This is a genomic window from Microbispora sp. CA-102843 (assembly GCF_050936215.1).
Classification (GTDB): domain Bacteria; phylum Actinomycetota; class Actinomycetes; order Streptosporangiales; family Streptosporangiaceae; genus Microbispora.
The window spans coordinates 3,090,425-3,103,828 of the sequence record NZ_JBNJNF010000001.1; the positions used below are offsets into that span (position 1 = coordinate 3,090,425).

General features: G+C 72.3%; 12 protein-coding genes and 2 tRNA genes. 8 read left to right on the plus strand and 6 right to left on the minus strand.

What is annotated here, in order from left to right; all coding sequences use genetic code 11:
- Positions 1–6: 6 nt before the first annotated feature.
- The 3 genes from ACQEVJ_RS14540 to ACQEVJ_RS14550 are packed head-to-tail and all read left to right on the plus strand — an operon-like array spanning position 7 to position 2,472.
- A complete protein-coding gene (locus ACQEVJ_RS14540; RefSeq protein ID WP_433101100.1) occupies positions 7–969 on the plus strand; it encodes a YihY/virulence factor BrkB family protein in 963 nt (320 codons plus the stop codon).
- Positions 966–1,739 (plus strand): phosphatase PAP2 family protein, encoded by a 774-nt coding sequence (locus tag ACQEVJ_RS14545; RefSeq protein WP_433101102.1) that lies wholly within the window; start codon positions 966–968, stop codon positions 1,737–1,739. The genes ACQEVJ_RS14540 and ACQEVJ_RS14545 overlap by 4 nt, the downstream gene beginning before the upstream one ends.
- Positions 1,723–2,472, plus strand: coding sequence for a phosphatase PAP2 family protein (locus ACQEVJ_RS14550; RefSeq protein ID WP_433101104.1), 750 nt, complete (start codon positions 1,723–1,725; stop codon positions 2,470–2,472). Before ACQEVJ_RS14545 ends, ACQEVJ_RS14550 begins: the two co-directional genes overlap by 17 nt.
- 84 nt (positions 2,473–2,556) lie before the next feature.
- Here the strand turns inward: ACQEVJ_RS14550 and ACQEVJ_RS14555 are convergent, their stop codons facing one another.
- The 5 genes from ACQEVJ_RS14555 to ACQEVJ_RS14575 all read right to left on the minus strand — a co-directional run bounded on the left by ACQEVJ_RS14555 (position 2,557) and on the right by ACQEVJ_RS14575 (position 5,685).
- Positions 2,557–3,234, minus strand: a complete 678-nt coding sequence (locus ACQEVJ_RS14555; RefSeq protein WP_433101106.1) for a hypothetical protein — start codon at positions 3,232–3,234, stop codon at positions 2,557–2,559.
- Positions 3,235–3,418: 184 nt separating this feature from the next.
- A complete protein-coding gene (locus ACQEVJ_RS14560) occupies positions 3,419–4,612 on the minus strand; it encodes a serine hydrolase domain-containing protein (protein ID WP_433101108.1) in 1,194 nt (397 codons plus the stop codon).
- A gap of 183 nt (positions 4,613–4,795) precedes the next feature.
- Positions 4,796–4,866 (minus strand) — tRNA-Cys (locus ACQEVJ_RS14565).
- Positions 4,867–4,896: 30 nt separating this feature from the next.
- Positions 4,897–4,968, minus strand: a tRNA-Gly gene (locus tag ACQEVJ_RS14570).
- Between the two features lie 54 nt (positions 4,969–5,022).
- Positions 5,023–5,685 (minus strand): ACT domain-containing protein, encoded by a 663-nt coding sequence (locus ACQEVJ_RS14575; protein WP_433101110.1) that lies wholly within the window; start codon positions 5,683–5,685, stop codon positions 5,023–5,025.
- A gap of 103 nt (positions 5,686–5,788) precedes the next feature.
- Between ACQEVJ_RS14575 and dusB the strand changes: the two genes are divergently transcribed.
- From dusB to ACQEVJ_RS14600, 5 genes are all read left to right on the plus strand, one after another.
- Entirely contained in the window at positions 5,789–6,901 is a 1,113-nt protein-coding gene (gene dusB, locus ACQEVJ_RS14580) for a tRNA dihydrouridine synthase DusB (RefSeq protein ID WP_433101112.1), read from the plus strand.
- Between the two features lie 55 nt (positions 6,902–6,956).
- Positions 6,957–7,583, plus strand: a complete 627-nt coding sequence (gene ccmA / locus ACQEVJ_RS14585) for a heme ABC exporter ATP-binding protein CcmA (protein ID WP_433101114.1) — start codon at positions 6,957–6,959, stop codon at positions 7,581–7,583.
- Entirely contained in the window at positions 7,580–9,100 is a 1,521-nt protein-coding gene (locus ACQEVJ_RS14590; protein WP_433101116.1) for a DUF6297 family protein, read from the plus strand. The genes ccmA and ACQEVJ_RS14590 overlap by 4 nt, the downstream gene beginning before the upstream one ends.
- Before the next feature lie 164 nt (positions 9,101–9,264).
- Entirely contained in the window at positions 9,265–9,750 is a 486-nt protein-coding gene (locus ACQEVJ_RS14595; RefSeq protein ID WP_433101118.1) for a TRAP transporter large permease subunit, read from the plus strand.
- Positions 9,747–10,703 carry a TAXI family TRAP transporter solute-binding subunit gene (locus ACQEVJ_RS14600; protein ID WP_433101120.1) on the plus strand — a complete coding sequence of 319 codons (957 nt, stop codon included), beginning with the start codon at positions 9,747–9,749 and terminating at the stop codon, positions 10,701–10,703. Before ACQEVJ_RS14595 ends, ACQEVJ_RS14600 begins: the two co-directional genes overlap by 4 nt.
- Before the next feature lie 119 nt (positions 10,704–10,822).
- Here the strand turns inward: ACQEVJ_RS14600 and ACQEVJ_RS14605 are convergent, their stop codons facing one another.
- Entirely contained in the window at positions 10,823–13,312 is a 2,490-nt protein-coding gene (locus tag ACQEVJ_RS14605; protein WP_433112730.1) for a DEAD/DEAH box helicase, read from the minus strand.
- Positions 13,313–13,404 lie beyond the last annotated feature (92 nt).

A 13,404-nucleotide genomic window follows, 5' to 3' on the forward strand; every position in this document is an offset into this window, starting at 1 on the left:
AGGAGCATGAGCGGCGACGAACTGTCGGCCGACGACGCCTACGCCGCCATACGACGGTACGGCGGCTGGCACCTCATCCGTGACGCGTACGTCCGGTTCAGGTACGGCGACGGCACGAGCAACGCCCGTGCCTTCGCATTCCAGACCTGTCTCGCGATCATCCCGGGAGCGATCGCCGTCGTGGGTCTGAGCGAGGTGCTGCACCAGGAACGATTCGGCCGCCTCCTTGAGCTCACCCTGCGGCAGCTGACTCCCGGCGCGGGCTCGCAGGTCATCCAGGAGACGCTCAGCCAGAGCCACCACGCCTCGGGTGCGGGGGAGAAGCTGGCCCTGTTGTTCGGTCTGCTGACCGCGCTGGTGTCGCTGACCACCGCCATGGGCCAGTTCGAACGCGCGGCCAACCGCATCTACGGCATCGAGCGCGACCGCCCCTTCGTCGCCAAGTACGGCAGGGCGCTGCTGATGGCCGTGACGGCCGGCCTCTTCATGAGCGTCGGCTTCGTCATCCTGGTCGGCGGCGCCGCGGTCGGCGAGGCCGCGGCTCACGTCTACGGCTGGAGCGACACGATCCAGCGGCTGTGGGGCTGGCTGCGCTGGCCGATCGGCTTCCTGCTCGCCGTCCTGTCGATCTCGGTGCTGTTCCGCTCCTCGCCCCGGCGCAAGCAGCCCGGCCACACCTGGCTCGCGGTCGGGGCCACGGTCGCCGTGCTGCTGTGGACGCTGTTCACCTGGCTGCTCGCGATCTACACCGCGAGCAGCAACACCTTCGGCGCGACGTACGGCCCGCTCACGGCGGTCATGGCGCTGCTGCTGTGGTCGTTCCTCAGCTCGATGGCGCTGTTCCTCGGCCTTTCCTTCTCGGCGCAGCTGGAGGCCTGCCGCGCGGGCCGCGGCGAGCCGGCCGAACCCGACCCCGGCCGGGCCCCGGTCCCGCCGCGGGGGCGGCAGCCGGTCGGGAGCGGCCGATGAGCTGGTGGCGCAGGCGGCTCGACCCCGAGCACGGACTGGGCCTGCGGCTGACGGTGGCGACGGCGGCGCTGGCGCTGATCGGGGTGCCGTTCACGGTGCTGCTGGTCTTCGTCAAGACCTCCTTCGGCCCGCTCACCGAGGTCGACGAGGGCGCGGCGTGGGACCTGCACGCCTACGCGATCGGCAACCCGGGATTCGCCCGGCTGATGCAACTGATCAGCGACGTCTTCGCGCCGCTGACCTGGCGGATCGCGGTCGGCGCCGCGGTCGCCTGGCTGGTCTGGCGCCGCGCCTATCACCTGGCCCTGTGGGCGGCCACCACGCTCACGGTCGGCGGCCTGCTCGGCCTCGCCCTGAAGGTCATCGTCGCGCGGGCCCGGCCCAGCCTGCCGGACCCCGTCGCCATCGCCCCCGGCGCGTCGTTCCCCTCGGGACACACGGTCAACGCCACGCTCGGGGCCGGGATCCTGCTGCTGCTCGTCCTGCCCCTCGTACGGGGGCGCGGGCGGGCGCTCGCCTGGACGCTCGCCGTGCTGATCCCGCTGGCGGTCGGCTTCAGCCGGATCGCGCTCGGCGTGCACTGGTTCAGCGACGTGGTGGGCGGACTGGTGTTCGGCGTGGCCGTGGTGGCCGCCACGGCCGCCGCCTTCGAGACCTGGCGCCGTCATGACGTGGGCCGCCGGCCCGCCCAGCCGTTACGCGAGGGCGTCGGGCCCGAGACGAAGAGGGAGATATCCCCCCAAGGAGGACGAATTGGCCACCGATCGTAAACGTGGTACGGCCCGGAGCAACCGGTCGTCATCCGTGGCCGCGGAGACGGCGCGGCGGGTCCTGCTCCCGCTCGCGCTCATGGCCCTGGTGACCCTCGGGCTCGGCCTGCTGCTCACGAAGGTCCTGGAGCACTCGACGCTCGTCGCGCAGGACGAGGCGGTCAGCCGCGAGATCGCCCAGGAGCGCACGCCGTTCTGGAACGAGGTGACCCACTACGCCTCGATGCTGTCCGACACCCCCGTGATCATCGTGGTCACGACGATCATGGCGGTTCTCTTCCGGGTCGTCTACCGGCGCTGGCGGGAGTCGGTCTTCCTGGTGGCCGTCGTCTGCGCCCAGTCGGCGATCTTCCTGCTGGCGACCGTGTTCGCGCAGCGGCCCCGCCCGCACGTGCCGCACCTCGACCCCGCGCCGCCGACGTCCAGCTATCCGTCGGGGCACACCAGCGCCGCCGTGGCGTTCTACTGCGGCACCGCGCTCGTGCTGACCCTGCACACGCACCGCCACACGATCCTGAACGCGCTGTGGTGGCTGCTCGGCGCCGGCGCGGCCCTGGCGGTCGGCCTGGCCAGGCTCTACCGGGGCATGCACCACCTGACGGACGTGAGCTGGGGCTACGTGCTCGGGATCTTCTGCGTGGTCGTGCTCGCCCAGGCCCTGCTGTTGCGGCCGATCGCGGCGTCGCGGCGCGCCGAGTCGAGGCGGGCGGTACGCGGGGCCGCGCTGACCTGACCGGCTCACACGGCCAGACGGCCACCGGCTCACGGCCACCGGCTCACGGCCACCGGCTCAGAGGCGAGCCGGTGGCCGGGGTGGTCAGGCCGACTTGCCGGTGAGGCGGCAGGCGTCCACCCAGCGTGCCGGATCGACCGCGACAGGGGCGGGCTCGGCGGCGGGCCGCAGCAGGCCCCAGCAGTCGTCGATCGTGTCGGCCAGCAGATCGCGCAGCAGCGGATCAGGGTCGGGCACGCACGCCTGGGCGATGCCCCGGACCGCGAGCTGCACCGTGTTCGGCGCGGCGTACCTGCGGAAGCCCTTGGGCGAGACCCGCACGCCGCGGCCGAAGGTGTAGGCCCAGCGGGTGGCGTCCGGCACCTGGGCCAGCGCCTGCCTGCTGCGCTCGTCCAGGTCACCGGCGGGGCGGCCCTCCAGCTCGGCGAGCACGTGCTCGGCCGACAGGATCGAGACCGCCATCGCGAGCTGGCGCTCGTGCGCGACGACCGGCAGCGCGGCCCTGGCCGAGCACAGGGCGATCCGCGCGTCGAGGCGCGGATCGTCGCCGGTCAGGCCGATCACCGACGGGATCAGCTCGGCCAGGTGAGGCCGGGCGGCGTCGGAGGTGTGGTCGTTGACGAGGCGGGCGAGCCCGGCGAGCAGTGGGTGCGTGCACGACGGGTGGTCGCTCCACCGCTCACCTGCGAGGTAGGACGCGAACTCCATGAAGCAGGCGCCCTTGCTGGGATTGCGATGCTTGCCACGAGAGAGCATGGGCATCGCTGGAGGCATCTGACCGTGCACGACATACTCCACGCTGAATCGCCTGTTGTGTCCCTTTCAGTGTGCGCCCGCTATGGGACGTTGAGAAGAACTCTTACCCCGACTTGTCCCTCGTATGGCCGAACGCACCAGTGGCGTCCCCGGGGCCGTCACCGGGTGTGCGGCGCGGGCGTGGCGCGGATCAGGAGCAGAGCGCGGTGTCGACGGCCTTCTCGACGTGGCCGAGGGTTTCGAGGCTCTCGGGCAGCCGGGTGACCGCGACGGCGGCGGCCCGCCCGTCCTCGGTGACGGCGTTTCCGGTGTGGTAACCGAAGATGTCGCCGCCGTGGCCCCAGGCCAGGCCGCCGCAGCTCAGCGGGGTGCTGACGAGGCCGAGGCCGTATCGCGCGCCCTTACCGAGGCCGTCCGCCTTCACGGTGGTCCGCATCTGCTTCAACTGCTCGGGTTCGAGCAGCTCGCCGTCGACGACCGCTCTGAAGAAGCGGTTGAGGTCGCTCGGCGTGGAGATCATCCCTCCGGCGGACCACGCCTGCGACGGGTCCCAGACGGTGACGTCGGTGAACGGCTTGCTCGGGTCGTCGCGGTGGTAGCCCTTGGGGTGCGGCGTGCGGACGCCCTGGTCGCCGGCGTTGGGGAAGTAGGTGTGGCGCAGGCCGATCCGCCTGACGATCCGGTTGGTGATCTCCTCGATCAGCGGCCGGCGGGTGACCCTCTCGATCAGCAGCCCGGCGACCAGGTAGTTGGTGTTGCTGTACTCCCACTTGGCGCCGGGCGTGAAGTGCGCCTTGTCCTTCAGGGCCAGGTCCAGCAGCTCCCGGGGCTGCATGTACATGTGCCGGTAGGAGAGCGGGCCCTCGGCGAGGAAGGAGGTGTAGTCGGGCAGGCCGGTGGTGTGCTGGAGCAACCGGCGCACGGTGATGCGGCGGCCGTCGCCGCCCCTGCCGCGGACGAGCTTCGGCAGGTAGGTCTCGATCGGCTCGTCGAGCTTCACCTTTCCTTCGCCGACGAGCTGCAGCACGACGACGGCGGTGAAGGTCTTGGTGTTGCTGCCGATGCGGACGTAGCCGTCCACCGGCACCTTCGCCCTGGTGCGCAGGTCCGCGACCCCGGCGGTGTAATCGCGCACGCGCCCGTCGCGGCCGCGTACGGAGGCCAGGGCTGCGGGGAACTTGTCCGCTCGGACAAGGGTGTCCAGCGACTTCTGCACGGCATCGGCCCTGCCTGCGGCATGCACGGGTTGCGCGCCTTTCTGGGCGAGCACGGTCTCGGCGTGCGCCGCGCCCTGGGTGGCGGCGAGGCCGCCCGCCAGGGCGAGCACGGCCGGCAGGTGGATCCACCGGCGGGAACGGGTGCGGTCGCTCGTGTGATCGGTCATGGCGACGATCCTGCTGGGGGACGCCGTGCCGCATCGAGAGTGCAGGCATGCCTGTCCGTGGTGGTGCCAGGCCCACCATGAACCGGCACCCGAGCACCCTCGATCAGGAGCCCGCCGGTTCCCGGCGTCGGACGCGTCGACTCGACGCGCGCGCCGGTATCCGGAACCGGATCGGGAAAACAGAGGTGGAGACGGGATTTGAACCCGTGTACGCGGCTTTGCAGGCCGCTGCCTCGCCTCTCGGCCACTCCACCAGAGCGAGGCCCATATTCGCGACCTCTCGGAGCGGAAGACGGGATTCGAACCCGCGACCCTCACCTTGGCAAGGTGATGCTCTACCACTGAGCCACTTCCGCGTCCGCCTTGCGGCGACGTGGCTACTGTACCGGGTTTTCGGCTGCGGTGTGTACTCAGAACGGCCGGGCGCTCGGCCTGCGGAACGCGCGGTCGGCTCCCCGCTCGATCGTGGGGAGGGTCAGGAAGATCTCCAGGATCCGCGTGAGCCGGTGCACCTCGTTGCGGTGGAAGCCCGGCCCCTCCGACCTGGCCAGCATCAGCGACAGCGCCAGCGGCGGCAGCGGCGCGACGATCACGTGCAGGCCGGACGGCAGCGTGGCGGCCGTCGGCCGGGGCGGTGTGTCATCGGGGAACGGAATGTCCTCGGGCGCCCGCCAGCTCGCGTACACGGTGACGCGCGGGTCCTTCTCGGTCGCCGCCGCGGCCCAGTCGGCGCTGAACAGCACCGGCATGGAGTCGATCAGCGTGCCGAGCGCGCGGTCGCCCGCCGTGGTGAGGAACTTCAGGATCTCCAGCTCCGGATAGGTGCCGGGGGCCTCCCTGGTGCCCCAGATGCCCTCGATCCTGACCCCGTCCATTTCTTTCAGAGCCCGTACGAGGTCCTCCCGGGGGGCGGCGTCGGGCCAGTAGACGGTGAAGTCGTCGAGGGCGCGGCCGTCGCCCCGGTCGAGCACCGTCACCTGCGTGATGTCGGCGCCCGCGGATCCGAGGACCCCGGTCACCTGGCTCAGCGAGCCCGGACGATCCGGCAAGGCGATTCTCAGCCGCAGCAGCATGACGACCTCCCCCACCGTCGGTCCAGGTCAGATTAACCGGGGCAAAAGCCTCACGTCCATGATCTTGTACGGCTCACAGCCGGCAGCGGGGGAGAATGAACGGGTGAAAGTCGGCGCGCTCGAGGTCTGGCCCCCGGTGGTGCTCGCCCCCATGGCGGGCATCACGAACATCGGTTTCCGCACGCTGTGCCGGGAGCAGGGCGGCGGCCTGTTCGTGTCCGAGATGATCACCTCGCGGGCGCTGGTCGAGCGGGTGCCGCTGACGTTCCAGATGATCCGGTTCGGCGCGGACGAGTCCCCTCGCAGCATCCAGTTGTACGGGGTCGATCCGGCCGTGATCGGCAAGGCCGCACGGATGATCGCCGAGGAGGACCTGGCCGACCACATCGACCTGAACTTCGGCTGCCCGGTGCCCAAGGTCACCCGCAGGGGCGGCGGGTCGGCCCTGCCGTACAAGCGCAACCTGCTGCGTGCCATCCTGCGCGAGGCGGTGGCCGGAGCCGGGCCGCTGCCGGTCACGATGAAGATGCGCATGGGCATCGACGAGGACCATCTGACCTACGTCGAGGCGGGCCGCATCGCCGTGGAGGAGGGCCTCGCCGCCGTCGCCCTGCACGCCCGTACGGCCCGCCAGCACTACGGCGGCACCGCGCACTGGGACGCGATCAAGCGACTGAAGGACGCGGTGCCGGAGATCCCGGTGCTCGGCAACGGCGACATCTGGAGCGCCGACGACGCGCTGCGCATGGTCGCGGAGACCGGCTGCGACGGGGTGGTGATCGGGCGGGGCTGCCTGGGGCGGCCGTGGCTGTTCCGCGACCTCGACCTGGCCTTCCGGGGCTCGGCCGAGCGCGTCCGGCCCCGCCTGGGGGAGGTCGGCGCGATGATGCTGCGCCACGCCGAGCTGCTGTGCGAGGTCATCGGCAGCGAGGCGCACGGGCTGGCCGACTTCCGCAAGCACGTCGGCTGGTATCTCAAGGGCTTCGTCGTCGGAGCCGAGACCCGCCGCGCCCTCACCTCGGTCACCCGGCTGCCGGAGATGGCCGAGCGGGTGGCCGAGCTCGACGCGGACCAGCCGTGGCCGGAAGAGGCCGACGGCCCGCGCGGCAAGAGCGGCGAGAGGTCCAAGGTGTCGCTGCCGCACGGCTGGCTCGACGACCCCGACGACATGACGATCCCCGGCGCCGGGGCCGAGGACCCCACCTCCGGCGGCTGAGCGTGTTCACGGCGCTCGCTGCGCCGGCCTGGCGGCGGCTGCGTAGGCTCGGGGCATGGCGAACGCGATCATCACGGCCCGCGGGGTCGGGCTGGACCTGGGCGGCGTGCCCGTGCTGCGCGGCGTCGATCTCACCGCTGCTCCGGGCGAGATCGTCGCCGTCATGGGGGAGAACGGCGTCGGGAAGTCGACGCTGCTGCGATGCCTGGCCGGCCTGCACCCCTCGCCGCGCGGCGAGATCGACGTCCTCGGCGGGCCGCCGGCGGACCTGCCGGACTTCTGGCGGCAGGTCGTGCAGGCCGGCGACGAGCCCGCCTGGTATCCGGGCCTGAGCGTCCGCGAACACCTGGAGTTGATGCGGGCCGTCCAGCAGGACGCCCGCCTGACGGTCGACGAGGCGCTGGAGACGTTCGAGCTGAGCGCCCGGGCCGATCTCGCTCCGTTGTCGCTGTCCACCGGCCAGCGGCAGCGGCTGTCGCTGGCCATGGCGCTGCTCCGGCCGAGCCGCCTGCTCCTGCTCGACGAGCCGGAGCGCGGCCTGGACGCCGGGTTCAGGCAGCGCCTCGCGGGAATCCTGCGCGGCTACGCCGCCGAGGGCGGCACGGTCGTGATGGCCACCCACGACGCGCGGCTGGCGCAGGATACGGGAGCCCGTGTGATCACGCTGCGGGCGGCGTCGTGATCCCGGCGGCCACGCGGACGCACCCCGCCCTCGCCTACCTCCGTGCCCGCCGTGGGCGGCCGGCGACCTGGTCGGACCGTTACACCAGCGTTTTCGGCCTGCTCGTCGTCGCCGCGGTGCTCGGCCGCCCGGTGGCCGAGGCGCTCGCCGGGCTGGCCCATCACGCCGATCCCGCGCGGCTCGGCCCTGGGCTCGCACTGGTCGGGGCGGCCTACGCGGGCTTCCTCGCCCTGGCGCGGGCGCTCGGACCCGTCGTGCTGCCCGCCGCCGACGCCTCGTGGCTGGTGACGTCGCCGCTGCCCCGCCGGGCCGTGCTCGGCCGTACGGCGCTGCTCCTGCTGTCGGCGGCGGTGCTCGCCGGGGCGGCGCTCGGGCTGATCGCGCTCTCGGTGTTCGGAGCCCCCGATCAGTTCGGGGTGCGTCTCGCGGCGGCGCTGGCGCTGGGCGTCGCGGCGGGCGTGGGCGGCATGGCCACGGCGGTGCTCGGCCAGCAGTCCCCGGCGTCGGACGCCCGGCTGCAGTTGGTGATCGCCGGGGCTCTTTCCGTGGCGGTGCTCGCGGCCGTGCTCGGCGCGGGCCCCGGCCGCCGGATCCTCGCCGCCGTCGCCGAGGCGCCCGCGTCCCTGGGCGCGGCGGTCGCGGGCGTCGCCTCCGTCGTGGCCGCCTTCCTCGTACGGCAGGCCTGGACGGCGCTCGCCCACATCCCCGCCCGCCGGATCCTGGCCTCCTCGACCCGGACGGCACGGGTGACCTCGGCGGCGACCACGCTGGATCCTGGGATGCTCACCTGGGTCGCGGAGGACGCCCACTGGCGCGGCCGTGCGCTGCGTTCCCGCCCCTGGCCCCGCCTCGTGTCGCGGCTCGGCCCGGCGCCCGCGCTGGCCTGGCAGGAGTGGCTGCGGGTGGGCAGGCGACCGGGTCGCCTGGCGGCGCTGCTCGGCGCGGCGGCCCTGCCCGCCGTCTGCGTGAACGCCACCGGAGGCGGGTCCGCGCCGGCCGCCGGGATGCTGCTGTGCGGGGCGCTCACCGCCGCCGCGACGTGCACGGGAGGGGTACGGCGCGATGGCGGCGATCCGGCCCTGGCCCGGATGCTGGCCGTGGACGGCAGGGCCGTGATGGCCGCCCGGGCGGTGCTGCCCGCGCTGCTGGCCGCCTCCTGGTCGGCGCTCGCCCTGGCGGTGCTCCAGGTCGCGGGCATGCTGCCGTCGGGGGCCTGGTGGGCGCTCGGGCCGGCCGCGGCGCCCGCGCTCGCCGCGGGCGCGCTGCGGATGGCCCGGCGGCGGCCCGTCGACCACTCCATGCCGGTCATCGACACCCCGGGCGGCGCGGTGCCGACCGGGCCGCTCATCTGGGCGGCGACCGGCGTGGACCTCGCGCTGCTCGGGTCCCTGCCCGCGATCGCCGCGCTGGCCTCGCGGCCCGCCTCGGTGGCGCCGTACGTCGCGGCGCAGGCCGTCGCCGGGGCCGCGGTGCTCGCCGCCTACGTCCTCCGGTCCGCCCGGAGGGTCCGCGACTGACCGGCGAGACGAGGCCGGGTGAGAACGGGACTACGCTCCGTGACCGGACTGTGATCCGGATCGTGACTACAAAAAGTCAAGTTCGGCGTACCTTGCGGTCAAGGGCTTGCCGCACCGCAGGGGAGACGCGTGACCGAGACCCGGCACGAGACGTCGGCGCCGCCGTGATCATCGGTCCCGCGTTGCTGAACCTCGGCGTCACCCCGGCCGAGGCGTACATGTTCATCTTCTATTACGCCGTGTTGTCCGAGGTGAGCCCGCCGACGGCGCTGTCGGCCTTCGCCGCCTCGGCGATCACGGGCGGCAACGCGCACCGCACGATGTGGGCCACCTGGAAGTACACGCTCCCGGCGTTCCTCGTGCCGTTCGCGTTCGTGCTCACGCCGTCCGGCGCGGCCCTGCTGGCCCAGGGACCGATCGGCGAGGTCCTGCTCGCCGCGGCGGTGTCCGCGCTGGCCGTGGCCGTCCTCGCAGCGGCCACCGGCGGCTGGATCGCCGGCCCCGCCGGCCCGGTCGAGCGGGGCCTGTGCGCGGTGGCCGCGGTCCTGCTGCTCGTCCTGTCGCCCTGGCCCGTGCTGGCCGGGCTGGGCGTAGCGGCCCTGGCGCTGGCCGTCCATCTTGTACGCAGACAGAGGGAGGCGCGTCCGTGAGGTTCAGGCTCGTGACGGCGCTGGCCGTCACCACGGCGCTGCTGGCCGCCGGTTGCGGGGGCGATCGGTCGACCGCGGGGGGAGGCGGTGGGACCCGCCTGTCGATCGCCACCGGTAACACCACCGGCGTCTACTACATGCTGGGCGGCGGGCTCGCCGAGCTGATCGACAAGCACCTGCCGGGCCACCGGGCCACCGCCGAGGCCACCGGCGCCTCGGTGGAGAACATCCAGCGGGTGGTCAGGGGACAGTCGGACATCGCCTTCACGCTCGCGGACACGGCCGCAGACGCGGTCAAGGGCGCCGGCGCCTTCATCGCCCCGCAGCCGATCCGCGCGCTCGCCCGGCTGTACGACAACTACACCCACGTGATCGCGCGGACCGACGCCGGGATCACGTCCGTCGCCGGCCTGCGCGGCAAGCGGGTGTCCACGGGCTCGCCGAACTCGGGAACGGAGGTGATCGCGCTGCGGCTGCTCGCCGCCGCCGGGCTCGACCCGGACAAGGACGTCAGGCGTCAGGCGCTGTCGCTGCCCGAGACCGTGCAGGGGCTCAAGGACGGCACCCTCGACGCGCTGGTGTGGTCGGGCGGGTTGCCCACCTCGGGCATCACCGACCTGGTGACGAGCATGCGCGACGAGGTGACCTTCGTGCCGCTGAGTGACGTGCTGCCCGCCGTGCGCGCCGCCCACGGCCCCGTCTACACCGAGGGCGTGATCCCCAAGGCGGCGTACGGCACGCCGTCCGACGTGCCGACCATCGTCGTGCCGAACCTCCTCGTGGTGAACGCGGCGATGGACGCCGCGCTGGCGGAGAGCCTGACCCGGCTGCTGTTCGAGCACAGGGCCGACCTGGAGAAGGTGCACGCGTCGGCCAAGGAGATCACCCTGGCCGACGCGCCGAAGACCGACCCCGTGCCGCTCCACGAGGGCGCGAAGAAGTTCTACGGCTGACCCGGTCCCCGCCTGCGGCGGGCAGGTCTGGGACGTTAGCGGTGTCCGGGCTCGCGCGCCCCGCGATTGTGCGCCGGCCGCCGTCTGGGGACGTCCCACGCGACATACATTCCGGGGCGTCAGAGGCGGGTGAGGCCGGTGACGTGGAGGATGGCGTGGCCCTCCTCGTCGGAGGCGGCCAGGTCCACCTCGGCACTGACGCCCCAGTCGTGGTTGCCCGCCGGGTCGTCGATGATCTGACGCACCCGCCACAGCTCCTTCTCCTCCTCGATGAGCAGGAGGGCCGGGCCGCGGGCGGCCGGGCCGGTGAGGATCTCGTCGTGCTCCTCGTAGTAGGCGTCCAGGCCCGCGCCCCAGTCGACGTCCGGGTAGAGCTCGACCAGCTCCTCCTCCCGGTCCAGCGCGGCGAGCTCCACCATGCGGAACATCGCGTTGCGGACCAGCACCCGGAAGGCGCGGGCGTTGGCGGTGACCGGGCGGGTCCTGGTCTCCAGCTCCTGCCCGGCGGCCAGCGCCTCGGCGGGGTTGGCCAGCTTCTCCCACTCGTCGATCAGGCTGGAGTCGACCTGGCGCACCAGCTCGCCGAGCCATTCGATGAGGTCCACCAGGTCGTCGGTCTTCAGGTGCTCGGGCACCGTCTTCGACAGCGTCCGATAGGCGTCGGCCAGGTAGCGCAGCACCGTGCCCTCCGAGCGGGCCAGCTCGTAGAACTGGATGTACTCGGTGAAGGTCATGGCCCGCTCGTACATGTCGCGCACGATCGACTTGGGGCTGACGACGTGGTCGCCGACCCACGGGTGCCCGCGCCGGTAGGTCTCGTACGCGCCGAAGAGCAGGTCGGCCAGCGGCATCGGGTGGGTGATCTCGGCGAGGCGCTCCATGCGCTCCTCGTACTCGATGCCGTCGGCCTTCATCTGGGCGACCGCCTCGGCCCTGGCCTTGTTGAGCTGGGCGTGCAGGATCTGGCGGGGGTCGTCCAGCGTCGACTCGACGATCGAGACCATGTCCAGCGCGTACGTCGGGGAGCCGCGGTCGAGCAGCTCGAAGGACGCCAGCGCGAAGGTCGACAGCGCCTGGTTGAGCGCGAAGTCCTCCTGCAGGTCCACCGTGAGCCGGGCCATCCGGCCGTGCTCGTCGGGCTCGGCGAGCTTCTCCACGATGCCGCCGGCCAGCAGCGAGCGGTAGATCGCGATGGCGTGGCTGATGTGGCGGCGCTGCGCCTTGCGATCCTCGTGGTTGTCGGTGAGCAGCCGCTTCATCGCCTGGAAGCAGTCGCCGGGCCGGTTGATGATCGACAGCAGCATGGCGTTGCTGACCTTGAACCGGGAGGTCAGCGGCTCGGGCTCGGCCGTCTGAAGCTTCTCGAACGTCTCCTCGCTCCAGCCGACGAACCCCTCCGGAGGCTTCTTGCGCGCGTAGCCGCGGCGCCGCTTGGGGTCGTCGCCGATCTTCGCCAGCGCCCGCTCGTTCTCGATCACGTGGTCGGGCGCCTGGCAGACGACGTACCCGACCGTGTCGAAGCCGGCCCGGCCGGCCCGCCCGGCGATCTGGTGGAACTCCCGTGCCCGCAGGCGCCGCACCTTGGTGCCGTCGAACTTCGACAGCGCGGTGAACAGCACGGTGCGGATGGGGACGTTGACCCCCACGCCGAGCGTGTCGGTGCCGCAGATGACCTTCAGCAGGCCCGCCTGGGCCAGCCGCTCCACCAGGCGGCGGTACTTCGGCAGCATGCCGGCGTGGTGCACGCCGATGCCGTGCCGTACGAGCCGGGACAGGGCCCGGCCGAAGCGGGTGGTGAAGCGGAAGTTGCCGATGAGGGTGGCGATCGCCTCCTTCTCGGCTTTGGTGCACATGTTGATGCTCATGAGCGCCTGGGCGCGCTCCATCGCCGCGGCCTGCGTGAAGTGCACGACGTACACCGGGGCCTGCTGGGTGGACAGCAGCTCCTCCAGCGTCTCGTGCAGGGGAGTGGTCCGGTAGGAGTAGATCAGCGGCACCGGGCGCTCGGCGTGCTTGACCACGCTGGTGGTGCGGCCGGTGCGGCGGGTGAGGTCGGTCTGGAAGCGCTCGACGTCGCCGAGCGTGGCCGACATCAGCACGAACTGCGCCTGCGGCAGCTCCAGCAGCGGCACCTGCCAGGCCCAGCCGCGGTCGGGCTCGGCGTAGAAGTGGAACTCGTCCATGATCACGGTGCCGACGTCGGCGTCCGCGCCGTCGCGCAGCGCGATCTGGGCGAGGATCTCGGCCGTGCAGCAGATGACGGGCGCGTCGGCGTTCACGGTGGCGTCGCCGGTCATCATGCCGACGTTCTCGGTGCCGAACAGCGCGCACAGATCGAAGAACTTCTCCGACACCAGCGCCTTGATCGGCGCGGTGTAGAAGCTGATCTCGTCCCGGGCCAGCGCCGCGAAGTGCGCCCCGGCGGCGATCAAGCTCTTGCCCGAGCCCGTGGGCGTGGCCACGATCACGTTGTTGCCGGAGACGACCTCGATCAGCGCCTCCTCCTGCGCGGGATAAAGCGTGAGCCCGCGATCGGCGTTCCACGACACGAACGTGTCGAACAGCGCGTCGGGTTCGGAGCCGGACGGAAGACGGCGGAGGAGGCTCATGCTTTCGCTCACGCTCTTATCCTGCCCAAGACGCATGACTGTTTCGACCGGCCCGACGTACGGCAAGGTGTGGCACAGCTACGTCAAAGGGG

Excerpts from the sequence above, each read along its gene's own strand:
- ACQEVJ_RS14555 (WP_433101106.1), bottom strand. The coding sequence starts at position 3,234 with ATGCCCATGCTCTCTCGTGGCAAGCATCGCAATCCCAGCAAGGGCGCC.
- ACQEVJ_RS14575 (WP_433101110.1), bottom strand. The coding sequence starts at position 5,685 with ATGCTGCTGCGGCTGAGAATCGCCTTGCCGGATCGTCCGGGCTCGCTG.
- ACQEVJ_RS14560 (WP_433101108.1), bottom strand. The coding sequence starts at position 4,612 with ATGACCGATCACACGAGCGACCGCACCCGTTCCCGCCGGTGGATCCAC.
- ACQEVJ_RS14545 (WP_433101102.1), top strand. The coding sequence starts at position 966 with ATGAGCTGGTGGCGCAGGCGGCTCGACCCCGAGCACGGACTGGGCCTG.
- ACQEVJ_RS14540 (WP_433101100.1), top strand. The coding sequence starts at position 7 with ATGAGCGGCGACGAACTGTCGGCCGACGACGCCTACGCCGCCATACGA.
- ccmA (WP_433101114.1), top strand. The coding sequence starts at position 6,957 with ATGGCGAACGCGATCATCACGGCCCGCGGGGTCGGGCTGGACCTGGGC.
- ACQEVJ_RS14605 (WP_433112730.1), bottom strand. The coding sequence starts at position 13,312 with ATGAGCCTCCTCCGCCGTCTTCCGTCCGGCTCCGAACCCGACGCGCTG.